Genomic DNA, 21564 nt, shown 5'->3' with positions numbered 1-21564 from the left:
GCTCAGAGCCACCAGCGTTCGAGCACCCGGGCCACCCCGTCGTCGACGTTGGGTGCGGTGACCTCGTCGGCCGCCGCGATCACCTCCGGGTGCGCGTTGCCCATCGCCACCCCGAGGCCGGCCCACCGCAGCATCGGCACGTCGTTGGGCATGTCACCGAACGTCACCACGTCACCGGCGACCAGACCGAGCGGGCGGGCCAGTTCCTCGATGCCGGTGGCCTTGCTGATGCCCAGCGGCACCACCTCGACCAGGCCGTTGTTGGTGGAATACGTGAGGTCGCCCTGCAGGCCGATGTGCGGGGCCAGGGCCGCGACCATGTCGGCGCTGCGGGCACCGGCCTTGCGGATCAGCAGCTTCACTGCGGGCGCGCTGAGCAGGTCCTCCACCGACACCTCGGTGTTGTCCGGATTGAGCCACGCGTGCTCGTAGCCGGGCGAGCTGACGAACTGCGGCGTCGCGGCGTCATGGGCGGAGCGGCCCACCCGCTCCACGGCCAGGCCGGCGCCGGGGATCACCCTCGCCGCGATCTCGGCCAGCTCACCCAGCACGTCGGCGGACAGCGTCCGGGCCGACACGATCCGGTCGGTCGACGGGTCGTAGATGACGGCGCCGTTCGCGCACACCGCCATCGGCGCCAGCCCCAGCCCGTCGACGACGGGGTGGATCCACCGCGGCGGGCGACCGGTGGCCAGCACGAACACGGCGCCGGCGGCGACGGCGGCGTGCACGGCGGCGCGGGTGCGCGCGGACACCTTCTCGTCGTCGTCGAGCAGCGTGCCGTCCACATCGGTGGCGATCAATGCGGGCAGCGTCATCTACGGCTCCTGGCGTCGCGTTCGGCACGCCTGCGGGCACGCTCGGCGAGTTCGGCCTCGTCGAGGCGCGCCGCTTCCTCGGGGGTCGGCGCCGTGCCACCCAGCCGGCGAGGCACCCAGTATGCGCCCTCGGGGTGCGGGTACTCGGTCTGCACCCGGTCCAGCAGCGCCGTCATCGACTCCCGCATGGCCGCTTCCAGCGTGCTGGCGTCACCCTCGGGCGGGATCTGTGCGCCGACGCACACCTCGATCGGGATCTTGTTGCGGGCCATCGCCTTCGGATGATCCTTCGTCCACAGCCGATGGGCGCCCCAGATGATCATCGGCACGATCGGCACCTGCGCCTCCAGCGCCATCCGGGCTGCGCCGGTCTTGAAGCCCTTGAGCTCGAAGCTGCGGCTGATGGTGGCCTCCGGATAGACGGCCACCAACTCACCCTCGCGCAGCCGCTGCACCGCCACCGCGTACGCGCCCGCCCCGGCCCGCCGGTCCACCGGGATGGTCCCGGTCCGCTTGATCAGGAAGCCGACCACCCTGACGTCCTGCATCTCGGCCTTGATCATGAACCGCAGCCGCCGCCTGCGCAGCCGGGCGGCCAGCCCCGCAGGCAGCCAGTCCGCGTAGCCCGTGTGGTTGATCGCCACCACGGCGCCACCGGTCGCCGGGATGTTCTGCACGCCGTGAAAGCCGATCCGGGCACCGGTGGCGCGCACGGCCGCCGCAGCCGCGAGCTCCAACGTCCGATACACCGGTTCCATGAGGGCTACCCCGGCGCTCCGGCGGGTCCCGGCTCCTCGGCCCGTCGGGCCCGCGCGGCGGCCTTCTCGGCGGCCTCGTCGGCGTCCATCTGATTGGCCTCCGCCAGCGACGGCGCACCGCCGCCGAGCCGGTGCGGCACCCAGAACTCGCCGGGCGGGTGCGGGCCGTAGGACTCCTGGACCCGCTCCAGCAGGTGCTGCATCCGCGAATGCAGCAGCGCGGTCAGCTCGTGCGCAGGCAGCGTCGGCTCGATCGGCTCCCCGACCGCCACCGTGATCGGCACCTTCGGCCGGTACAGGTTCTTCGGATGGCCTTTGGTCCAGATCCGCTGGGCGCCCCACACGATGTGCGGCACGATCGGCACGCCCGCAGCGATCGCCATCCTTGCGGCACCCGATTTGAACTGCTTGATCTCGAAGCTGCGGCTGATCGTCGCCTCGGGGTAGACGCCCACCAGCTCGCCGCCCTTCAGCGCCGCGCACGCCGCGTCGAACGACGCCGCACCGCTGTCGCGGTCCACCTCGATGTGGCGCAGGCTGCGCATGATCGGGCCGGTGATCTTGTGATCGAACACCTCACGCTTGGCCATGAACCGCACCTTGCGGCCCTGCTTCTGCCGGTACGCGGGCAGGCCGGCGAAGGTGAAGTCGAAATAGCTGGTGTGGTTGATGGCCACCACCGCGCCGCCCGTGGTGGGCAGGTTCTCCACCCCGGTGACGGTGAACTTCAGCCCCTGAAGCCGCCAGGCCAGGCGGGCCAGCTGGATGACAGTTCCGTATACCGGTTCCACGGTTGCCAGCGTAGTGCGCGCCCTCCTGCCCGACCCGGCGCGCCGGTCCCCCAGGCCCCGGCCGTGGCAGGCGCAGCGCCTCACTCCCGTTAAGCTCGGTACCGAACAGCGCACCCGAGAAAGGGCATCAGTGCAGGTCACCAGCGTCGGACATGCCGGCTTCCGGATCGACACACGCGCCGGCAGCATCCTGTGCGACCCCTGGGTCAACCCCGCCTATTTCGGTTCCTGGTTCCCGTTCCCCGACAACAGCGGCCTGGACTGGGCGGCGCTGGGCGACGTGGACTACCTCTACGTGTCCCACCTGCACAAAGACCACTTCGACCCGGACACGCTGCGCACGTACGTCAACAAGGACGCCACGGTGTTGCTGCCCGACTACCCGGTGCCCGACCTGCGCCGCGAACTCGAGGAACTGGGCTTCCACCGGTTCTTCGAGACCACCGATTCGGTGCGCCACGACATCAGCGGACCCAAGGGCGATCTGGGCGTGATGATCATCGCGCTGAGGGCGCCCGCCGACGGGCCCATCGGCGACTCGGGCCTGGTGGTCGACGACGGCGAGACCGTGGCCTTCAACATGAACGACGCCCGGCCGGTGGACCTCGACGTACTGGCCGCCGACTTCGGCCAGGTGGACGTGCACATGCTGCAGTTCTCCGGCGCCATCTGGTACCCGATGGTCTACGACATGCCGGCCAGGGCCAAGGAGGCGTTCGGCATCCAGAAGCGGCAGCGCCAGATGGACCGCTGCCGGCAGTACATCGCCCAGGTCGGCGCGACGTGGGTGGTGCCGTCGGCGGGACCGCCGTGCTTTTTGGACCCCGAGCTGCGTCATCTCAACGACGACCACGGCGATCCGGCGAACATCTTCCCCGACCAGATGGTGTTCCTGGACCAGATGCGCAGGCACGGCCACGACCGCGGCCTGCTGATGATGCCCGGCTCGACGGCGGATCTGACCGGCTCACAACTGAATTCGCTCACACATCCGCTGCCCGCGGACGAGGTGGAGGCCATCTTCACCACCGGCAAGGCCGACTACATCGCGGCCTACGCCGAGCGGATGGCGCCCGTGCTGGCCGCCGAGAAGGCGCGCTGGGCGCCCGCCGAGGGTGAGCCGCTGCTCGAGCCACTACGGGCCCGCTTCGAGCCGATCATGCTGCAGAGCGACCAGATCTGCGACGGCATCGGCTATCCGGTGGAACTGCGCATGGGCCGTGAAACCGTGGTGATCGACTTCCCGAAACGAGTTGTCCGCGAACCGATCCCGGACGAGAAGTTCCGGTATGGTTTCGAGATCGCGCCGGAACTGGTGCGCACCGTGCTACGGGACGCCGAACCGGACTGGGTGAACACCATCTTCCTGTCCACCCGGTTCGCCGCGTGGCGCGTCGGCGGGTACAACGAATACCTCTACACGTTCTTCAAGTGCCTGACCGACGAGCGGGTGGCCTACGCCGACGGGTGGTTCGCCGAGGCGCACGACGACTCCGCGTCGATCACCATGGACGGCTACGAATTCCAGCGCCGCTGCCCGCACCTGAAGGCCGACCTGTCGAAGTTCGGCGTGGTGGAAGGCAAGACGCTGACCTGCAACCTGCACGGCTGGCAGTGGAATCTCGAGACCGGCCGGTGCCTGACCACCAAGGGCCACGAGCTGCGGAGCCGTCCGCTGTGAGTGCACCGCAGCAGCACTACGACGACGGGCTGATCCAGCTCGACCAGTACGCGATCACGTTGCGCCGCTACCACTTCCCGTCGGGCACGTCGAAGGTCATCCCGCTGCGGTCGATCCGCGGCTACCAGGCGCGTCCGCTGGACCTGCTGCAGCGCTGCCGGCTGTGGGGGAGTTCGGATCTGCGGCTGTGGTTGCCGCTCGACATCCGCAGGCCGCTGAAGAGCACCCTGGTCACCCTCGACGTCGAGGACAACCGGTGGCGTCCCGCGTTCACCCCCGAACACCCCGAGTCGCTGGTCGCGATCCTCGACGATCTGCTGGGGCAGCGCTGACTGCGGTGTACCGCGCGCCGATGCGGTCCCGGCGCGACGACGTCGACCCGCAGGACGCCCTCGACCGGGCGTTCTCGTTGTCCCGCTGCGGGTTCGGCGGTGTGCTGACACCCGCACCCGACGATCTGGAGGCGGCGGTGACGCTCGCCGCCGAGCAGCACGACGAGCGGCTGGCGCGCCGCATCGAACGGTTCGCCGCCGTCGAGGAAGGCTCGTTCGTGTGGACCCGCGACGGGGACGGCCTGTTCTGGCTGGGCCGAATCACCGGCTCCTACTTCTACGACAGCGACGCCGACGCGGCCGCCGTCGACCTCGTGCACGTCCGGGCCTGCTCGTGGCTCGACACACCCGTCACCGAATCCACGGCGCCGCCCGCCGTTCTCGCCACGTTCGGGCGGGGCGGCCGGAACTTCCAGCGCACCAACGACGGAAGCGTCGGCGCGCAGACCCAACGGATCTGGGACCGGTTCGGCGCTAGCGCCTGACCCGCCGCGCCACCCGACTGATCGCGCGGGTGCCGAGGACCCCGGTGACCACCCACGGTCCGGCGACGAGCAGCGGATCCATCCACGCGTGGTTACGGTCGACCCGCCGGGTGCCGGTGCGCGCCGCGAGGCCGTTGTACGTGAATTCGGTCTTGATGCCGGACTCGGTGATCGGATTGTCCGGATGGCCCTTCGCCAGTGCCAGTGCGTGGCTCTCGATCGCGTCCACCCGATCGCCGAGGATCAGCAGCAGCCAGTGCGCGGCGCGGCCCTCGCTGAACCTGCGGTAGGCGTAGCGGCGGATCGCGCCCGACAGGCCTCGCGGCGGGGTGGACGTGCCGAACACCGGGGTGAGGAACTGGTGCTCGATCGACCGTTCGCGGGGTTGCAGCTCCAGTTGGCGGTCCGGGAAGTCCCAGTGCGCACCGGTCTCCTCGAAGCGGAGCTTCGGCACCGAAGGCCGGTCCTTCGGGTCGAGGTCGGCGCCCCAGCCGGGGATGCGGGCCCGCAGTTCCTCCGAGGACGGAACGGGCGGGTGATCGGCGGTGTAGGTCATGGCTGGCTCCTGCTCACGCGGCGTTCGGCACGACGACCGGCTTGATGCAGCCGTCGAGTTTGGCGGAGAACACGTGGTAACCCTCGGCGATGTGCTCCAACGGAATTCGATGTGTGATCAGCTCAGTGGGCTTGAGGTAACCGTTCTGGATGTGCGAGAACAGACGCGGCCACTGGCGCTTGACCGGGCACTGGTTCATCCGCAGCGTCAGGCCCTTGTTCATCGCGTCGCCGAACTTGACCGCGCTGAAGATGGGCCCGTAGGCGCCCATCACCGACACCGTCCCACCCTTGCGCACGGAGTCGATGGCCCAGTTCAGCGCGATCGGCGAGCCGCCCTGCAGTTTCAGCTTCGCGGCGGCGACGTGCTGCATCAGGTTGCCGTCCGCCTCGGCGCCCACCGCGTCGATCACCACGTCCGCGCCGAGGTAGCCGGTGGCCTTCTTCATCTCGACGACGATGTCGTCGTACTCGGCGAAATTGCGGGTCTCGGCGTGGGCGAAGGTGCGGGCCTTCTCCAGCCGGTACTCCAGATGGTCGATCACGATCACCCGGCCCGCGCCCATCAGCCACGCCGACGCGGCGGCGTACAGGCCGACCGGCCCGGCACCGAACACCGCGACCACGTCGCCCTCGACGATGTCGCCGAGCTGGGCGCCGAAGTACCCGGTGGCCAGCGCGTCGGTGCACATCAGCGCGTCCTCGTCGGACATCCAGTCCGGGATCACCGTCGGGCCGACGTCGGCGAACGGCACCCGGACGAACTCGGCCTGGCCGCCGTCATAGCCGCCGCAGGTGTGCGAGTAGCCGTAGATGCCGCCGACGGCGGTGGCGTTGGGGTTGACGTTGTGGCAGTTCGAGTACAGGCCGCGGGCGCAGAAGAAGCACGACCCGCAGTAGATGTTGAACGGCACCATCACCCGGTCGCCGGGTTGCAGGTTCTGCACCGACGGGCCGACGTCGTGCACGACGCCGATGAACTCGTGGCCGAACGTCATGCCGACCCGGGTGTCGGGCATCATGCCGTGGTAGAGGTGCAGATCAGAGCCACAGATGGCGGCGAGCTGCACCTTGACGATCGCATCGTTGGGATGCTCGATCGTCGGAATGTCCTTCTCCTCCACCCGCACCTTGTACGGGCCGCGGTAGACCATCGCTCGCATTCGCAGAACTCCTCGTGTCGGGTCCCGTCGCGGTACCCGGCACCGTGGCGGTGAAACCCGCGGCGGGTCAGTTCTGCCCGCGCAGCACCGTTGCCTCGAGCACCTGCTGCATCCTGCGCTTGGCGGTGCGGCCCGCTGCGGCCGCGGCGCGCTGCAGTGTTCCCGGCGGCGTGGGCCGGTGTACCGACACCACGTCCCCGATCCGCACGGTTCCCGGGGTGGCGACGTCGACGTACACCCCGAGGAACCGGTTGGTGCGATCGGAGAGTCTGCGGCCCAGTGCCCGGTCGGTGTCCACCCCGGGCTGCGGCCGGGTGGGCACCGCGCAGCGGATGGTCGGGATGGTGACGTGCAGCGCCGACGAGCCGACCTGCAGTGTCGCGCCGGTCCATTCGGCCTCGGGGAACTCGCTGCCTGCACCTTCGACGGTGACCAGGATGTTCGGCCGGAACCGGCGCACGTCGTAGGGCCCGCCGTCGGCCGACAGCGCCGCCAGGCTGTTGGTGCTGAGCAGGTGGACGGGGCTGAGGTCGACGAAGGTGCCCGGCGGGGTCGAGAAGCGCGCCAGGGTGAGCACCTGGCGGGTGGTGAACACCGAGGTGTCGGGCAGCGGGTCGGACTCGGCGAGGCCGAAGTCGCGGCGGACCTCCGCGGCGGCGAAGTTGGCCCGGCTCTGCTGGACCGAGAGCCGGTGGGCGCTGGTGTCATCGGCAGGAGGCAGCGCCGTGAGGCGCACCGGCCGCCCGGCGACCTCGGAGAGCAGCGCGTGAATCCGCGGGTCGTCGCTGGTGTGCTCGGAGCCGTCGGGCAGCGTGATCACCACGGGCGGCGCGTTGCCCGGCCCGGCGTCGGGTCCCGGCTCGTCGGCGTAACGGGCCGAGCAGCCCAGCAGCGCGGGGATCCGCCGGGCCGTCGCGGTGATGGCCTTATCGAGGTCGCGCACCGCCCACAACCGGTCGGCGTGCACGCCGCGGGCGTCCACCCGGACGTGGTCCACCCGGCCACCGCCCATCGACTTGACCGGGAAGCGCCACAGCTCGGTCACCGTGGTCGTGGTCATCGGCGTCGCGGTCACGGCGGCCTCCGGTTAGCGGGACGAGACGGTCTGGCGGAGTTCGGACACCGCGTCGGACTCGGTGTCGTAGACCCGGACGATGGCCTGGTCGCCGGCCTGCAGGAACGTCGACTCGCCGAGTTCTGTGTAGCGCGTCGCGCCGATGCCGATCAGGACGTGCCCGGGGTGACCCGACGCCGCCATCAACGCTCCGACGTCCTCCAACGGCGTTTCGGCCGAACCCTTCTGGTTGGCCAGCCGCTCGACCACCCAGTCCAGCAGCACCTCGCCGTAGTAGGAGTAGCCGAGCAGCGGGCTGTCCAGGCCGTACTCGTGCTCCTGGCCGCTGCCGTCACGCAGGTAGCAGACCAGCCGCAGCGTCGCGGTCGGACCGTCCGGCGTCAGGTCGCTGATGTCGAAGAACTGCGCGGCGACACCCTTGGACGCCGGGCCCCAGTTCTTCTTGTGGCTGATCTTCGGCGCGCCGGGACGGCGGATCGAGCAGTCGTTGAACGCGCCGAGCGCGAACGGCTCCAGGCTCGCGACGGTGTCGCCGCTCCAGTTCACCCGGCAGGCCAGGCCGACCTCGGGTTCGATCTGCAGGTTGAGCGGAGTGTCGCTGGCGGGCAGCACGATCGAGTCGTGCGACAGCGGGAACTCGCCGAGGAATCCATCATGGCCGGGCGCGTACCACGGGAAGATCCCCTTCGGCGCACCACCTTCGGAGGTGACGTTCACGAAATCGCTTGCCTCACCGGCCTGTTCGAGGTGACCGGCGAAGTTTCCCGCCACGCCGAAGCCGAACCAGGAACGTAGTTCGTCGAGTTCGAGTTCGATCACGGTTCCAGTACCTCCCTGCCGACGAACGGCACCAGCGCCTCGGGGACGCGGACGCTGCCGTCGGGTTGTTGGTGGTTCTCCAGTATGGCCACCAGCCACCGCGTGGTGGCCAGGGTGCCGTTGAGGGTCGCCGCGATCTGCGGCCTGCCGCTGTCGTCGCGGTAGCGGATCGCCAGCCTGCGCGCCTGGAAAGTGGTGCAGTTCGACGTGGAGGTGAGCTCGCGGTAGGTCTGCTGGGTGGGCACCCACGCCTCGCAGTCGAACTTGCGGGCCGCCGACGAGCCCAGGTCGCCCGCGGCGATGTCGATCACCCGGTACGGCACGCCGATCAGCTCGAGCATCCGGCGCTGCCAGCCCAGCAGCCGCTCGTGCTCGGCCTCGGCCTCGTCGGGACGGCAGTAGACGAAGCCCTCGACCTTGTCGAACTGGTGCACCCGGATGATGCCGCGGGTGTCCTTGCCGTAGCTGCCCGCCTCGCGGCGGAAGCAGGACGACCAGCCGGCGTAGCGGCGCGGCCCGGCGGACAGGTCGAGGATCTCGTCGGCGTGGTAGCCGGCCAGCGGCACCTCGGACGTGCCGACGAGGTACATGTCGTCGGCCTCGAGGTGGTAGACCTCGTCGGCGTGGGCGCCCAGGAAGCCGGTGCCCGCCATCACCTCGGGGCGCACCAGCACCGGCGGGATGACGAGGGTGAAACCGTTGTCGGTGGCCAGCCGGACGGCGAGCTGCATCAGCCCGAGTTGCAGCAGTGCCCCTGCGCCGGTGAGGAAGTAGAACCGGGAACCGGACACCTTGGCGCCGCGTTCCATGTCGATCAGGCCGAGCGCCTCGCCGAGTTCGAGGTGGTCCTTCGGGTCGTCCAGGCGCGGCGGCTCGCCGACGGTCTCGAGGACCGTGAAGTCGTCCTCGCCGCCTGTGGGCACGCCGTCGACGATGACGTTGGAGATGCCCATGTGCGCGGCCGTGAAGGCGGCGTCTGCCTCGGCCTGCTGCGCCTCGGCGGCCTTGACCCTGTCGGCCAGCGCCCTGGCGTGGTCGAGCAGCGCCGGCCGCTCCTCCGGCGACGCCTTGCCGACCTGCTTGCTCGCCGACTTCTGCTCGGCGCGCAGGTTGTCGGCCGCCGACACCGCTGCGCGGCGGGCGGTGTCCGCGCGCAGCAGCGCGTCGACCAGGTCGGGGTCCTCGCCACGCGCGCGCTGCGAGGCTCGTACGAGGTCCGGGTTCTCGCGCAGCACCTTGAGGTCGATCACGGACGTCAACCCTACTTTCGGCCGGTGGCCGCGAACATCTGGAGGTAGCCGGTCTGTCCGAAGACCCGCGCGGTGTCCGCCGCGCTCGGTGCGCCCGCCTCGGGGTCGGCGCCCGCGTCGAGCAGCAATGCCACGATCGCGTCCTCGCCCTTGAACACCGCCCCGGCCAGCGGGGTCTGTCCGCGGTCGTTGGGCCGGTCCACGTCGGCGCCGCGGGCGACGAGCACCCGCACCGTCCGAGGGTGGCCGTGGTAGGCCGCCAGCATCAGCAGGGTGTCGCCCTTGCCGTTGGTGAGATCGGCGGGCACCCCGGCGTCGACGTAGGCGGCGAGCGTGTCGGCGTCGCCGCGGCGGGCCATGTCGAAGAGGCGGCCGGCGAGCTCGCTCAGCGCCGGGTCGATGTCCTCGTCGGGTGCCGGCACACCGGTCAACGTAGCGCGCCGGACCGGGCTCCCAACACAACCCCATAACGTTACAACTGCATCACTTGTCACAGCACCTGACACGCCTGTCACAATGGAGCGGATGTTGGAGGCACCAGAGCACCACGACCCGCGCGCCGACGGGCCCGATGCGCCCGCACAGCGGGTGGCATGGTGGCACAGTCTGCAGGCCGCCTCGACCCGTCGCGCTCTGCTGCTGACGGCGCTGGGAGGGCTGCTGATCGCCGGCCTGATCACCGCGCTGCCGCGCAGCGAGGGCGCCAACGGCATGGGCCTGAACGCCAGCGCCATCAGCCTGGGACCGCGCGGCAACGACACGTTCAACCAAGCGAAGGACGGCGCCTGCCTGAACTGGCCGGACCGCACCCCGGACGCGGCGGAGATCGTCGACTGCAAGGACGAGCACCGCTTCGAGGTGGCCGAGTCGGTCGACATGCGCACGTTCCCGGGCAGCGAGTACGGCCCGGAGGCCCCGCCCCCGTCGACCGCCCGCATCCAGCAGATCAGTCAGGAGCAGTGCCAGCCGGCCGTCCGTCGCTACCTCGGGCAGCGGTTCGACCCCAACAGCCGCTTCACCGTGAGCATGCTGTGGTCCGGCGACAAGGCGTGGCGTCAGAACGGCGAGCGCCGGATGCTGTGCGGGCTGCAGCTGCCCGGCCCGAACAACCAACAGCTGGCGTTCCAGGGCAAGGTCGCCGAGATCGACCAGTCCAAGGTCTGGCCTGCAGGCACCTGCCTCGGCATCGACCCGTCGACCAATCAGCCCACCGACATCCCGGTCGACTGCGCGGCGCCGCACGCCATGGAGGTCACCGGCTCGGTGAACCTGGCCGAGAAGTGGCCCGCCGGCCTGCCCGCGGAACCGGAGCAGGACACGTTCATCAAGGACGCCTGCACCCGGATGACCGACGCCTACCTGGCGCCCATCCAGTTGCGCAACACCACGCTGACCCTCATCTACAGCACGATCTCGCTGCCCAGCTGGTCTGCGGGCAGCCATCAGGTGTCGTGCAGCATCGGCGCGACGCTGGGCAACGGCGGCTGGTCGACGCTGCTGAACAGCGCGAAGGGCCCGCTGCAGATCAACGGTCAGCCGCCGGTGCCGCCGCCCGACATCCCGGAGGAGCGGCTCAACCTGCCGCCGATCCCGTTCCCCGACGCCGTCGACACCTCGTCGGACTCGTCGTCGGACTCGTCGTCGGACTCGTCCAGCTCGTCGTCGGACTCGTCCTCGTCGAGCACCGACGACTCCAGCTCCAGTGGGTCCAGCGACTCGGGCAGCGAGTCCCAGGGCACCCAGCACGGCCCGCAGCAGGCCACCCCGCCGGCCCCGGGCGATCCGCCGCCCGCGGATGCCCCGCCCGGGGGCGGCAACACGTTCCTCAACGGCGCGCCGCCGGCACCGGCACCGCCGCCGCCCGGTGCGCCGCCTCCGCCCGAGGCAGTGCCGCCGCCCGCGGCCGCCCCGCCGCCGCCGCCCGCGCCCGAACCGGTGCCACCGCCGCCGCCCGCGCCGGCACCAGGGCCGCCGCCTCCCCCGGTGCCGTAACCGGGTGGGCGTCCGGATGAGCCCACAGCGGTTCGACGAGCTGGTCTCGGATGCACTCGACCTGATTCCCGCCGACCTCGCGGCTGCCATCGACAACGTCGTGGTGCTGGTGGCCGACCGCCACGACGAGGAGCCCGGCCTGCTCGGCCTCTACGAGGGCATCGCGCTGACCGAGCGGGACTCCTGGTACGCCGGCTCGCTGCCGGACACGATCACGATCTACCGCGGTGCGCTGCTGGACGTCTGCGACTCCGAGGAGCAGGTGGTCGACGAGGTGGCGATCACCGTGATCCACGAGATCGCCCATCACTTCGGCATCGACGAGGAGCGCCTGCACGAGTTGGGGTGGGGGTAATTGGCGCGGCAACCGTGTGATGTCGCCCCGCGGTGCTATGAACGGGCCATGAGTTTCCAGTGCCGGGAGTGCCGGGCCGGGCTGGAGCACTGCCATGGCACGGTGGTCCACCACGTCCGGTTCCGTATGGAGTGCACCGAGGACGGCTGCGAGACGCCCGAGGTGCTGCACACGTTCAAGATCGACTGCGAGGCGATCGGCTGCGAATGCGGCCAGGCCGCAGGCGGGTCCGTCGTCCGCGTCGGCTGACGCCCACCGCCGCGCGGGTCAGCCCATCGGGTCGGCGGACTCCAGCGCGTCCTGCACGGGGTGCACGTCGGTCTCGGGATAGAACGGCGGGGTCAGCGTGCCCCACTGCACGCAGCTCCAGCGGCCGTCGGTGACGGGCGCCAGCACCACGGCCTCGGTGTTGGCCAGGTGGTGGTCGAGCGCGAAGCCGCCGTCGACGCCCGCCAGCACCCCCGCGACCAACCGGATGGCCGCGCCGTGGCTGACCACCACGATGTCGCCGCGCCAGGCGTCGTCGTCGAGGTGGCGCAACCTCAGCTGGGTGAGGACGGGGACATAGCGGTCGAGGACCTCGTTGCCGGATTCGCCGCCGGGCATCACGGCGTCGAGGTCACCCTGGTGCCAGCGCTGGTAGATCGATTCGAACTCGGCGACCGCGTCGTCGTCGTTGCGGTCCTCGAGCGCGCCGACCTGGACCTCGTGCAGGCCGTCGAACTCGTGGGCGGGCAGCCCGGCGTGCGCGGCGATCTCTGCGGCCGTCTGCACCGCCCGCACCGCGACCGAGTGGGCGACCATCGCCGGCGGCTGCGCGAGCCCGCGGGCGAACTCCCTGGCCTGTTCGCGACCCAGCTCGGTCAGCTCGCGGCCGGGCGGGCGGGTGTCCAGCCGCCGTTCCACGTTCGACAGCGACTGCCCGTGCCGGACCAGTACCAGCCGTCCGCTCATTCGTTCACCTCCGCATCACCAAGTGTGCCGTCGCGCAGCGCGGCCAGCCAGCGCGATGCGTCGTCGAGCTGGGGCGGCGGCGCACCGACGGCCACGCCCGTCGGCCAGGATCCGAGATAGCGCACATCTGCACAACGCAGGTGCAGCGCTCTGAGTGCCTCGGCGACGGCGTCGTCGTCGATGTGGCCGACGAAGTCGAGGAAGAACATGTAGGTGCCCAGTCCCGTTCTGGTGGGCCGGGACTCGATGCGGGTCAGGTCGATGTCGCGGACGGACAGCTCGGTCATCGCGGTGACCAGCGCGCCGGGCTCGTTGGCCAGCCGCAGCACCACCGAGGTGCGGTCGGCGCCGGTGCGGGCGGGCGGCGGCGCCGGCCGGCCGGCGAGCAGGAACCGGGTGCGGGCGCTGGCCTCGTCGACGACGCCGGAGGCGAGCACCCGCAGCCCGAGACGTTCGGCGGCCAGCACGGTGCTGACCGCGGCATCGGCCCGGCCGTCGGCCACGTCGTGCGCCGCGGCGGCGTTCGACTGGGCGGGCACCACCTGTGCGCCCGGCAGATTGTCGGCCAGCCACCGCCGGACCTGCGCGGCGGCCACCGGGAAGGCGGCGACGGTCGTGACGTCACCGGTGTGGTCGGGCCGCACCGCGATGGTGAACGACACCTCGAGGACGGTCTCGGCGAAGATCTGCAGCGGGGCGCCGACGGCCAGACTGTCCAGCGTCGGCAGCACCGAGCCCTCGATCGAGTTCTCGATCGGGACGCACGCGTAGTCGGCGGTGCCCGCGCGGACACACTCCAGGCTCGCGGATGTGCTCTCGACCGGCAGCGGGGTGACGGCACCTGCGAGGGGGATCGCGTCCGAGGCGGTCAACTGCAGCAACGCCGCCTCTGTGAAGGTTCCCTGGGGCCCCAGATAGGCGATGCTCGGCACGTCTCAACCCTATCGGGTGGCCGTGGTAACGCCGTTCCGCTGGAGGGAAGGTCTTGCGCCCTACGCATGGCGTTAGTTAAGTTAGGCTCACCTTATCTACCGGGAGGGCGAGCGATGACGAATGCGGCACCGACGACAGCCGAGCGGATCCGCAGCGCATGTGCGCGCGGCGGCGGCGCGATGCTGGCCGTGGAGGGTGTCGAACCCGTCGCCACGCCGATCCACCACCTCCTCGAGGACGGCTCGTTCGCGTTGACCGTCCCGGTCGACGGCATGGTCGCGGGCATGGTCGTCGGCTCGGGCACCGCGGGAGTCCAGGCGGTTCTCGAGATGACCGACTACGCCCCGCTGCCGCTGCGCGAGCCGGTGCGGTCGCTGGTCTGGATCCGCGGCCGGCTGCGGGAGGTGGCCGCCGTGCACGTTGCGCCGATGCTCGACCTCATCGCGACGTCCGACCCGAATCCGGCTCTGCTCCAAGTCAACTCGGGCGAGAACAGCGGTGGCGACACCCGTTATGCGCTGATGCGGCTGGAGATCGAGTCGGTGGTGGTCGCCGACTCCACCGGCGCCGAGGCCGTCGGCCTGAACACCCTGCTCGAGGCGCGGCCCGACCCGTTCTGCGAGATGGAGTCGTGCTGGCTGCAGCACATGGACTCCGCGCACCGCGACGTGGTGGAGCGGCTGGCCACCCGGCTGCCCACCGCGCTGCGCCGGGGCCGCGTGCGCCCGCTCGGCCTGGACCGCTACGGCGTCCAACTGCGTGTCGAGAACGAGGACGGCGACCACGACGTGCGGCTGCCGTTCGCCAAACCCGTCGACGACGTCACCGGGTTGAGCCAGGCCATCCGGGTCCTGATGGGCTGCCCGTTCCTCAACGGCCTGCGCGCGCGCCGCGTCTGACCCCACGCCGCACTAGCCTGTGGCGGTGACCGAGCCCGCCGACCCGCAGGTGCCGCAGCGGCGCGGGCTGAGCATCGAGATCGCCGTCGTGCTGGCGGTCACCTTCGGCCTGAGCGCCTACACCGCGTCCCTGAGCCTGATCGAATCGGTGCTGCAGGGCCTGTCCGGCCAGGTGATCGCGCTCAATCCGAAGCGTTCGCCGTTCGACCTGATCGACCTCGGATTCAACCTGACCCGCGTGTTCCAGCTGCTGGCCTGGGGCGCCCTCGGGCTGTACCTGTTGTGGCGCAGCGGGTTCGGCCCGGCACGCATCGGCCTCGGCCGACCCCGCCGGAGCGACGTGCTGGGGGGGCTCGGGCTGGCGGCGCTGATCGGGCTGCCGGGCCTGGCGCTGTACCAGGTGGCCCGCGTGCTCGGCGCGAACGCCGACGTCGAACCCGCGGAGCTCTACGACACCTGGTGGCGGATCCCGGTGCTGCTCGCGGTGTCGTTCGCCAACGCCTGGGCCGAGGAGATCATCGTGGTGGCCTTCCTGCTCACCCGGTTTCGCCAGCTGAAGCTCAGTCCGGTGGCCGCAGTGGTGATCAGCAGCCTGCTGCGCGGCGCGTACCACCTGTACCAGGGATTCGGCGCGGGGCTGGGCAACGTGGCGATGGGCCTGGTGTTCGGCTACGTCTACCAGCGGACCGGCAGGCTGTGGCCGTTGGTCCTCGCGCACGCGCTGATCGACGCGGTCGCCTTCGTCGGCTACGCCCTGCTGGCCGACCGACTCGGCTGGCTCGCGTAGCCCGTCGCCGGGGTACGGGCACCCGGGGCACGTACATTTCTGCTGTGGACGACAACCGGCCGACACCACGGCAGCCGCCACGGGAGCCGCCGGAGATGATCCGCCGCAACCCGGCGCACCGGCCCCCACCGGTGTGGCCGCCCAGTCCGCCCACTCCCCCGCGCCGGCTGCCGCCACCGCCCGCACCGCCCGGACGCCGGCCCGGCCCGCCGGACGCCGGACGGCGGCCACCCCCTCCGCCACGGGTCCCCGAGCCCGCAGGCAGGCCGGCCACACCGCCCCCGCGGCCGCCCGCGCCGGTGGCCAAGCCCCGACGGCGCCGACGCTGGGGCCGGATCATCGCCTCACTGCTGCTGGTCACGGTGCTCGTCCTGGTGGGCGCCGCGGTGTGGATCGACACCTCGCTGCACCGGATCCCGGCGCTGGCGGACTACCCCGACCGGCCAGCCGCCGGGCGCGGCACCACCTGGCTGCTCGTCGGCTCGGACAGCCGCCAGAATCTCTCCCCCGAACAGCAGGCCGAACTGGCGACGGGCGGCGACATCGGCGCCGGCCGCACCGACACCATCCTGCTCGTCCACGTCCCCGGCCTGTTCTCGGGTGCGCCGACGACGATGGTGTCCATCCCGCGCGACTCCTACGTGCCGATCCCCGACTACGGCGAGGACAAGATCAACGCCGCCTTCTCGATCGGTGGCGCGCCGCTGCTGGCACAGACGGTCGAACAGGCGACCGGGCTGCGTCTCGACCACTACGCGGAGATCGGCTTCGACGGCTTCGCCGAGGCCGTCGACGCGGTCGGCGGCGTGACCATGTGCCCGCCCGAGCCGATCGACGATCCGCTGGCCGGGATCAGCCTGCCCGCCGGCTGTCAGGAACTCGACGGCCGCAGCGCGCTGGGCTACGTGCGCACCCGCGCCACCCCGCGTGCCGACCTCGACCGGATGACCAATCAGCGGGCCTTCATGTCGGCACTGCTGCACCGCGCCGCCAGCCCCGCAGTACTGCTCAACCCGCTGCGCTGGTATCCCCTGGTGCACGCCGCTGGTGGCGCGCTGGCGGTCGACGAGGGCGCACACGTGTGGGACCTCGCCCGGCTGGCGTGGGCGCTGCGCGGCGACGTCACGACGACGACCGTGCCGATCGGCGAGTTCACCGGCAGCGACTCCGGCGCCGTCGTGGTGTGGGACAGCGATGCAGCGAGCCGGCTGTTCGACGCGCTCGCCACGGATTCTGCGATCCCCGCCGACACCATCGACGCGCAGCCGTGAGTTCGGTTAGGCGACCCTCAGCAAACGGTGTCACATGCGCGTGAGCGGGCTCACAGCACTTAGGGAAACCTCGCCTCAATAAGGCAGACCTTTGCTGACAACCCCCTCTGACCTGCTATATCCTCGCTCTCATGAGCACTGACAGCGCACTCGACACCAAGTTCCACGAGCTCTTGACGGACCAGGTGCGCAGCGAGTTCACCGCCGCCCAGCAATACATCGCGATCGCGGTGCATTTCGACGGCGCCGACCTGCCGCAGCTGGCGAAGCACTTCTACGGCCAGGCCGTCGAGGAGCGCAACCACGCCATGATGCTGGTGCAGTACCTGCTCGACCGCGACGTGGACGTGGCGATCCCGGGTGTCGACGCGGTGTGCAACCGCTTCGACACCCCGCGTGACGCGCTCAAGCTGGCGCTCGACCAGGAGCGCGCCGTCACCGAGCAGATCTCCCGGCTCGCGAGCGTCGCCCGCGACGAGGGCGACTACCTCGGCGAGCAGTTCATGCAGTGGTTCCTCAAGGAGCAGGTCGAAGAGGTCGCGACCATGACCACCCTGGTGCGCATCGCCGACCGGGCCGGCACCGACCTGTTCCACCTCGAGGACTTCGTGGCCCGCGAGATCAGCGTGCCCGCCGCCGACCCGACCGCGCCCCGCGCCGCCGGCGGCAACCTGTAATCAGTCGCGTTCCGCCCCGGTCAGACCGTTCTGCAGCCAGTCCTTGGTCCGGCCGGGGTGGTTCGTCGCCACCCACGCGACCCCGACGTCACGGCAGTACTGCACGTCCTCGTAATGGTCGACGGTCCAGCAGTAGAGCGCGCGGCCCTGCGCCGCGGCACGGTCCACCAGCTCCGGGTGTTCGCGCAGCGTCGCGATCGACGGGCCCACCGCCGTGGCGCCGACGGTAGTGGCCGCACTGCCGCCCAGATAGCGCGACGTCTCCCCGAGCAGCACGGTCGGCAGCAGCGGCGCCGCCCGCCTGATGCGCCACACCGCCGCGGCCGAGAACGACATCACCACCGCGCGTGACAGATCCGCCGACGCCGGTGCGGCGATGCCGTAGCGGTGCAGCAGCGCCAGCACCTTGCTCTCGACCAGCGCGCCGTAGCGCACCGGGTGCTTGGTCTCGATGAACAGCTTGACCGGCCGGTGCCAGTCGAGCACCAGGCCGACGAGGTCGTCGAGCGTGAGCAGCCCCGTGTCACCGATGGCGCCGCCGGCGTGCCAGGACCCGTAGTCGAGTTCGCGCAGTTGCGCCAGCGTCATCTCGCTGACCAGACCGCTGCCCGTCGACGTACGGTCCACCCGGCGGTCGTGCACGCACACCAGGTGGCCGTCGCGGGTCAGCCGCACGTCGCACTCGACGCCGTCGGCGCCCTCCTTCAGGGCCAGCTCGTAGGCCGCCCGGGTGTGCTCCGGGCGGTCGGCGGACGCACCGCGGTGGGCCACCACGAACGGGTGTCCGCTGAGCGCCGGACCGGACTCCGCCGCCCCGGCGGTTCCGGCATCACCCGAATCCATAGGGCCATGCTGCCGGGTGCTGCCCTCAGGTCTCAACCGCAACGGCGGATTCGGGTACCCGCTCGTGCTCCTGCCGGGCACCCGCCGGCTCCGCCCGGTCGTCGGGGACCAGCACCCAGCGACGGGCCGCCCGCTCCACCGGGGTGCGCTCGAAGCCCAGGTAGATCCGCCTCGTCAGGAGCAGAACCGCCACCGACAGCAGGTAGGCGATCGTCGTGGTGACCGTGTTGTCGGCGACGCCCTGCGGCGTGTCGGGAAAACTCGTCGCGAACGCGAAGACGGCCAGGATCGTGCACAGCGTCCACAGGATCGTCCACACCAGGAGGAGCCGGCGCATCAGGCTGACCCGGCTCTCGATCCGGGCCAGCTCGTAGACGAACACCGGCGCCCAGACCAGGTTGACGAAGGGCAGCAGGCATCCCCAGCGCAGCGTCCACGCCGGCCGGGGATCCGTCTGGCCGCGGTGGGCGAAGGCCGCCGCCCGCCGGGCGATCAGCCAGTTGGACAGCACGATCGCGAGGGCGAGCAGCAGGAAGAACGCGACGACGGCCGCCACGACGCCGAGCCAGGTCACGCCGTCGGCGAGCCATGGGGCGAGCAGCATGCTGCGGTTGACCAGCAGCAGGACGTAGCGCAGGAGCAGCAGGAACGCGGCGATCCCGAACGCGATCGTCGTGGCGGTGAGCAGGCGACGCACCGCGCGCAGGGAAGGCCCGGGACGGGTGCGCTCGATCTGCTGATCGTCCGGAGGGAAGTAATCCACCAGCCCCCACGGCGGGATGGTGCTGTAACGGGGCGTGGGTCCGAGTGCGCCGCGCCTGCGGCGTCTCGACGGCGGCGCGCCGGGCCGCACGGCGATCCAGCGGTAGCCCGGGGGAATCTTCGGCGAGGGGCTCTGGCCGGCGGATCGCGATGCGCCTTCCCCGGGCGGCGCGCTCCACTCCGAGACCGGCGCGGGACCCGACGGCGCGAGCAGCGCGCCCTGGCAGCGCGGGCACCACTGCCGCTGCCGGTCGCGCACGTTCCACCGCGTCCCGCAGCGGGAACACACCTGGATCATCCGATCAGCCTAGCGATGGCGGTGGTGGTCGTAGCGCAGTCGGTCGGGCACCTGCTGGTCAGACGCTGCCCACGCCGCCGGCGTCGGTGACGACGGGACGGCCGGCACCCGCCCACGCCAGCATTCCTCCGCTGACGTTGGCCGCCTGGTAGCCGTTGCGGACCAGGTACTGCGCCACCCGCTGGGACCGCCCGCCCGCATGGCACACCACGTACACCTGGGCTCCGGTGTCGATGTCGGCGAGCCGGGACGGGACGTCACCCATCGGGATGTGCCGCGCGTCGGCGGCGTGCCCCCGCTGCCACTCGTCGTCCTCGCGTACGTCGAGCAGGATCACCGAGTCGTCGAAGGCGTCGGGCAGCTGCGCGACGCCGACCTGTGCGACCTCCACGTCGTCCATGTCCCCCATGCTGGCACGGCCGGCCGGCTGCCGCATCCAACGACGCCGCAGCCCGCGACGGCAGCTATCTCGGGGCTATCCACAGTTTCCACAGGTCTATCCACAGGGTGACCAGCTGCCGCAACGCCTCGTGAGCCGCTGAATCTGTGTCGGGGCTGCGTGTCGCTGTGGATAACCTGCGGGGTCCGACGGGCCGGTGATCAACATGCCGAGCTAATCACCCGCGCCGCCGGTCGCAGCCGTCGAGGGCATCCGCCGCGCGTGCTCCGGCACCCTGCCGCTCGCGCGGCGGCGGCAGCGTCGTGGGCCTGCCCGGAAGGTTGCGACGGCCGTTCGCCGACGGTCGCGCGGGCGCCGTCGGGCGCCGGAGTGCACCGGCGGGCCTGCCGGCGTCAGGGCCCTTGCCACCGGCGGCGGAGGGGCCGCGGCCGACATCGCCTCAGGATGATCGCAACGCCGCCGACGCGGCCTACGGCGGGTTTGCGGGTCCGATTTTTCTGTCGGCCCGCAAAGGGCTATGATCAGCGTCACACGAGGTTTCTGTGATTGATCTCACCTGGGGGCGGACATTGATTGTGCTGGTCAGGAGCGTTTGATGGCATCGCATCCGATGGGCTCGGGTTCGGCCATGCCGCCCTCTGAATGGCACACGTCCACTCACGTCTACAACCGCAGCCAGCTGATGGCCTGCATGCGGGCCGGCGCGATCGCCCTGGTGCTGCTGGGCATTCTCGCGCTGATCGTCCTGTTCTGAAGTCGGCTCCGACGGGTACTGCTGTAGGTGCGCCGCGTGTCCTTGCGGTGCGCGCAGTGATGGAGCAATGTTGACCTTGATACCGAGGATGTCGAGCTTCATCGATCAGCAAGAGGAAGGAAACTCGTGGCCGAATACACCCTGCCCGAACTCGATTACGACTACGGAGCCCTAGAGCCCCACATCTCCGGACAAATCAACGAGCTTCACCACAGCAAACATCACGCGACCTACGTCAAGGGCGCCAACGACGCGCTGTCGAAGCTGGAGGAGGCCCGTGCCAGCGGTGACCACTCCGCGATCTTCCTCAACGAGAAGAACCTCGCCTTCCACCTCGGCGGGCACGTCAACCACACCATCTGGTGGAAGAACCTGTCCCCGAACGGCGGTGACAAGCCGACCGGCGAATTGGGCGCGGCCATCGACGACGCCTTCGGTTCGTTCGACAACTTCCGGGCGCAGTTCACCGCCGCCGCCAACGGCCTGCAGGGCTCGGGTTGGGCGGTGCTCGGCTACGACACGCTGGGCCAGCGCCTGCTGACCTTCCAGCTCTATGACCAGCAGGCCAACGTGCCGCTCGGCATCATCCCGCTGCTGCAGGTCGACATGTGGGAGCACGCGTACTACCTGCAGTACAAGAACGTCAAGGCGGACTACGTCAAGGCCTTCTGGAACGTCGTCAACTGGGCCGACGTGCAGAACCGGTTCGCCACCGCCACCGGTGCAGCCAAGGGGCTCATCCTCGGTTAGGGGCCGGGTCGGCTTCGGCCGTCACACGCTTCACAGAAGGGGCGCCGCGCGATTCGCGCGGCGCCCCCCCCCAGTGTCGGGGGCGTTTTAGCCCCCCCACACGTAGCCCGTTTCACACCGGTCGGGGTGGGGGGCCGCACCACCCGGGGGCCCGGGGTACCG

26 protein-coding genes are annotated in these 21564 nt (G+C 70.7%); 12 read left to right on the top strand and 14 right to left on the bottom strand.

Annotated features, from left to right (window positions below):
- Window positions 1–2: 2 nt before the first annotated feature.
- The 3 genes from ACPCHZ_RS05415 to ACPCHZ_RS05405 are packed head-to-tail and all read right to left on the bottom strand — an operon-like array spanning window position 3 to window position 2367.
- A complete protein-coding gene (locus ACPCHZ_RS05415; RefSeq protein WP_423483834.1) occupies window positions 3–818 on the bottom strand; it encodes an HAD family hydrolase in 816 nt (271 codons plus the stop codon).
- The gene (locus ACPCHZ_RS05410) at window positions 815–1576 is read right to left on the bottom strand and encodes a lysophospholipid acyltransferase family protein (protein WP_423483833.1); all 762 of its coding nucleotides are present in this window, start codon (window positions 1574–1576) and stop codon (window positions 815–817) included. Before ACPCHZ_RS05410 ends, ACPCHZ_RS05415 begins: the two co-directional genes overlap by 4 nt.
- A 5-nt stretch (window positions 1577–1581) precedes the next feature.
- Window positions 1582–2367 carry a lysophospholipid acyltransferase family protein gene (locus ACPCHZ_RS05405; RefSeq protein ID WP_423483832.1) on the bottom strand — a complete coding sequence of 262 codons (786 nt, stop codon included), beginning with the start codon at window positions 2365–2367 and terminating at the stop codon, window positions 1582–1584.
- Window positions 2368–2497: 130 nt separating this feature from the next.
- Here ACPCHZ_RS05405 and ACPCHZ_RS05400 point away from each other — a divergent pair, with 130 nt between their 5' ends.
- From ACPCHZ_RS05400 to ACPCHZ_RS05390, 3 genes are read left to right on the top strand one after another with little or no spacing between them, the layout of a single operon-like run.
- On the top strand, window positions 2498–4048 hold the full coding sequence (locus ACPCHZ_RS05400) for a Rieske 2Fe-2S domain-containing protein (RefSeq protein WP_423483831.1): 1551 nt from the start codon (window positions 2498–2500) through the stop codon (window positions 4046–4048).
- Window positions 4045–4380, top strand: a complete 336-nt coding sequence (locus tag ACPCHZ_RS05395; RefSeq protein WP_364982682.1) for a hypothetical protein — start codon at window positions 4045–4047, stop codon at window positions 4378–4380. Before ACPCHZ_RS05400 ends, ACPCHZ_RS05395 begins: the two co-directional genes overlap by 4 nt.
- Before the next feature lie 20 nt (window positions 4381–4400).
- Complete coding sequence (locus ACPCHZ_RS05390; RefSeq protein WP_423483830.1) at window positions 4401–4865, top strand: GAF domain-containing protein; 465 nt, start codon at window positions 4401–4403, stop codon at window positions 4863–4865.
- Here ACPCHZ_RS05390 and ACPCHZ_RS05385 read toward each other — a convergent pair.
- From ACPCHZ_RS05385 to ACPCHZ_RS05360, 6 genes are all read right to left on the bottom strand, one after another.
- Window positions 4855–5421, bottom strand: coding sequence for a hypothetical protein (locus ACPCHZ_RS05385; protein WP_423483829.1), 567 nt, complete (start codon window positions 5419–5421; stop codon window positions 4855–4857). The genes ACPCHZ_RS05390 and ACPCHZ_RS05385 overlap by 11 nt on opposite strands.
- Before the next feature lie 13 nt (window positions 5422–5434).
- Window positions 5435–6583, bottom strand: coding sequence for a zinc-dependent alcohol dehydrogenase (locus ACPCHZ_RS05380; protein ID WP_423483828.1), 1149 nt, complete (start codon window positions 6581–6583; stop codon window positions 5435–5437).
- A 67-nt stretch (window positions 6584–6650) separates the two neighbouring features.
- Window positions 6651–7658 (bottom strand): MOSC domain-containing protein, encoded by a 1008-nt coding sequence (locus ACPCHZ_RS05375; protein ID WP_423483827.1) that lies wholly within the window; start codon window positions 7656–7658, stop codon window positions 6651–6653.
- A 12-nt stretch (window positions 7659–7670) separates the two neighbouring features.
- Window positions 7671–8477, bottom strand: coding sequence for a DUF5718 family protein (locus tag ACPCHZ_RS05370; RefSeq protein WP_423483826.1), 807 nt, complete (start codon window positions 8475–8477; stop codon window positions 7671–7673).
- Window positions 8474–9727, bottom strand: a complete 1254-nt coding sequence (serS, locus tag ACPCHZ_RS05365) for a serine--tRNA ligase (RefSeq protein ID WP_423483825.1) — start codon at window positions 9725–9727, stop codon at window positions 8474–8476. Before serS ends, ACPCHZ_RS05370 begins: the two co-directional genes overlap by 4 nt.
- 11 nt (window positions 9728–9738) lie before the next feature.
- Complete coding sequence (locus tag ACPCHZ_RS05360; protein ID WP_423484644.1) at window positions 9739–10086, bottom strand: ankyrin repeat domain-containing protein; 348 nt, start codon at window positions 10084–10086, stop codon at window positions 9739–9741.
- 157 nt (window positions 10087–10243) lie between these two features.
- Here ACPCHZ_RS05360 and ACPCHZ_RS05355 point away from each other — a divergent pair, with 157 nt between their 5' ends.
- The 3 genes from ACPCHZ_RS05355 to ACPCHZ_RS05345 are packed head-to-tail and all read left to right on the top strand — an operon-like array spanning window position 10244 to window position 12323.
- Window positions 10244–11719: a septum formation family protein gene (locus tag ACPCHZ_RS05355; RefSeq protein WP_423483824.1), complete on the top strand. Its 1476-nt coding sequence runs from the start codon at window positions 10244–10246 to the stop codon at window positions 11717–11719.
- A gap of 16 nt (window positions 11720–11735) precedes the next feature.
- A complete protein-coding gene (locus ACPCHZ_RS05350) occupies window positions 11736–12074 on the top strand; it encodes a metallopeptidase family protein (protein WP_364982659.1) in 339 nt (112 codons plus the stop codon).
- Window positions 12075–12122: 48 nt separating this feature from the next.
- Window positions 12123–12323 carry a hypothetical protein gene (locus ACPCHZ_RS05345; RefSeq protein ID WP_423483823.1) on the top strand — a complete coding sequence of 67 codons (201 nt, stop codon included), beginning with the start codon at window positions 12123–12125 and terminating at the stop codon, window positions 12321–12323.
- A gap of 18 nt (window positions 12324–12341) precedes the next feature.
- Here ACPCHZ_RS05345 and ACPCHZ_RS05340 read toward each other — a convergent pair whose 3' ends face one another.
- Window positions 12342–13028, bottom strand: coding sequence for a histidine phosphatase family protein (locus tag ACPCHZ_RS05340; RefSeq protein WP_423483822.1), 687 nt, complete (start codon window positions 13026–13028; stop codon window positions 12342–12344).
- A complete protein-coding gene (gene pheA / locus ACPCHZ_RS05335) occupies window positions 13025–13960 on the bottom strand; it encodes a prephenate dehydratase (RefSeq protein ID WP_423483821.1) in 936 nt (311 codons plus the stop codon). The genes ACPCHZ_RS05340 and pheA overlap by 4 nt, the downstream gene beginning before the upstream one ends.
- Before the next feature lie 114 nt (window positions 13961–14074).
- On the opposite strand from pheA, the gene ACPCHZ_RS05330 reads away from it, so the two are divergent.
- The 4 genes from ACPCHZ_RS05330 to ACPCHZ_RS05315 all read left to right on the top strand — a co-directional run bounded on the left by ACPCHZ_RS05330 (window position 14075) and on the right by ACPCHZ_RS05315 (window position 17595).
- Window positions 14075–14860, top strand: a complete 786-nt coding sequence (locus tag ACPCHZ_RS05330) for a DUF2470 domain-containing protein (RefSeq protein ID WP_423483820.1) — start codon at window positions 14075–14077, stop codon at window positions 14858–14860.
- 25 nt (window positions 14861–14885) lie between these two features.
- Window positions 14886–15647, top strand: coding sequence for a CPBP family intramembrane glutamic endopeptidase (locus ACPCHZ_RS05325; RefSeq protein WP_423483819.1), 762 nt, complete (start codon window positions 14886–14888; stop codon window positions 15645–15647).
- A 95-nt stretch (window positions 15648–15742) separates the two neighbouring features.
- The gene (locus tag ACPCHZ_RS05320; protein WP_423484643.1) at window positions 15743–16918 is read left to right on the top strand and encodes an LCP family protein; all 1176 of its coding nucleotides are present in this window, start codon (window positions 15743–15745) and stop codon (window positions 16916–16918) included.
- Between the two features lie 131 nt (window positions 16919–17049).
- The gene (locus ACPCHZ_RS05315; protein WP_364982637.1) at window positions 17050–17595 is read left to right on the top strand and encodes a ferritin; all 546 of its coding nucleotides are present in this window, start codon (window positions 17050–17052) and stop codon (window positions 17593–17595) included.
- On the opposite strand, the gene ACPCHZ_RS05310 is transcribed toward ACPCHZ_RS05315, so the two are convergent.
- From ACPCHZ_RS05310 to ACPCHZ_RS05300, 3 genes are read right to left on the bottom strand one after another with little or no spacing between them, the layout of a single operon-like run.
- Entirely contained in the window at window positions 17596–18438 is an 843-nt protein-coding gene (locus ACPCHZ_RS05310) for a glycerophosphodiester phosphodiesterase (protein WP_423483818.1), read from the bottom strand.
- Window positions 18439–18463: 25 nt separating this feature from the next.
- Window positions 18464–19498, bottom strand: coding sequence for a DUF4328 domain-containing protein (locus ACPCHZ_RS05305; protein WP_423483817.1), 1035 nt, complete (start codon window positions 19496–19498; stop codon window positions 18464–18466).
- A gap of 58 nt (window positions 19499–19556) precedes the next feature.
- Window positions 19557–19898 carry a rhodanese-like domain-containing protein gene (locus tag ACPCHZ_RS05300; RefSeq protein WP_423483816.1) on the bottom strand — a complete coding sequence of 114 codons (342 nt, stop codon included), beginning with the start codon at window positions 19896–19898 and terminating at the stop codon, window positions 19557–19559.
- Window positions 19899–20493: 595 nt separating this feature from the next.
- Here ACPCHZ_RS05300 and ACPCHZ_RS05295 point away from each other — a divergent pair.
- Together ACPCHZ_RS05295 and ACPCHZ_RS05290 are read left to right on the top strand one after the other, a co-directional pair.
- A complete protein-coding gene (locus tag ACPCHZ_RS05295) occupies window positions 20494–20652 on the top strand; it encodes a hypothetical protein (protein ID WP_364982625.1) in 159 nt (52 codons plus the stop codon).
- Window positions 20653–20778: 126 nt separating this feature from the next.
- Entirely contained in the window at window positions 20779–21402 is a 624-nt protein-coding gene (locus ACPCHZ_RS05290; RefSeq protein ID WP_364982622.1) for a superoxide dismutase, read from the top strand.
- The last annotated feature ends 162 nt before the right edge of the window (window positions 21403–21564 follow it).

Origin of the sequence: Mycobacterium sp. NPDC050041 (assembly GCF_049541695.1) — a bacterium.
Taxonomy (GTDB): Bacteria; Actinomycetota; Actinomycetes; order Mycobacteriales; family Mycobacteriaceae; genus Mycobacterium.
The sequence above is the reverse complement of the archived record's forward strand: the minus strand, read 5'-3'. Positions and strand labels throughout refer to the sequence as shown.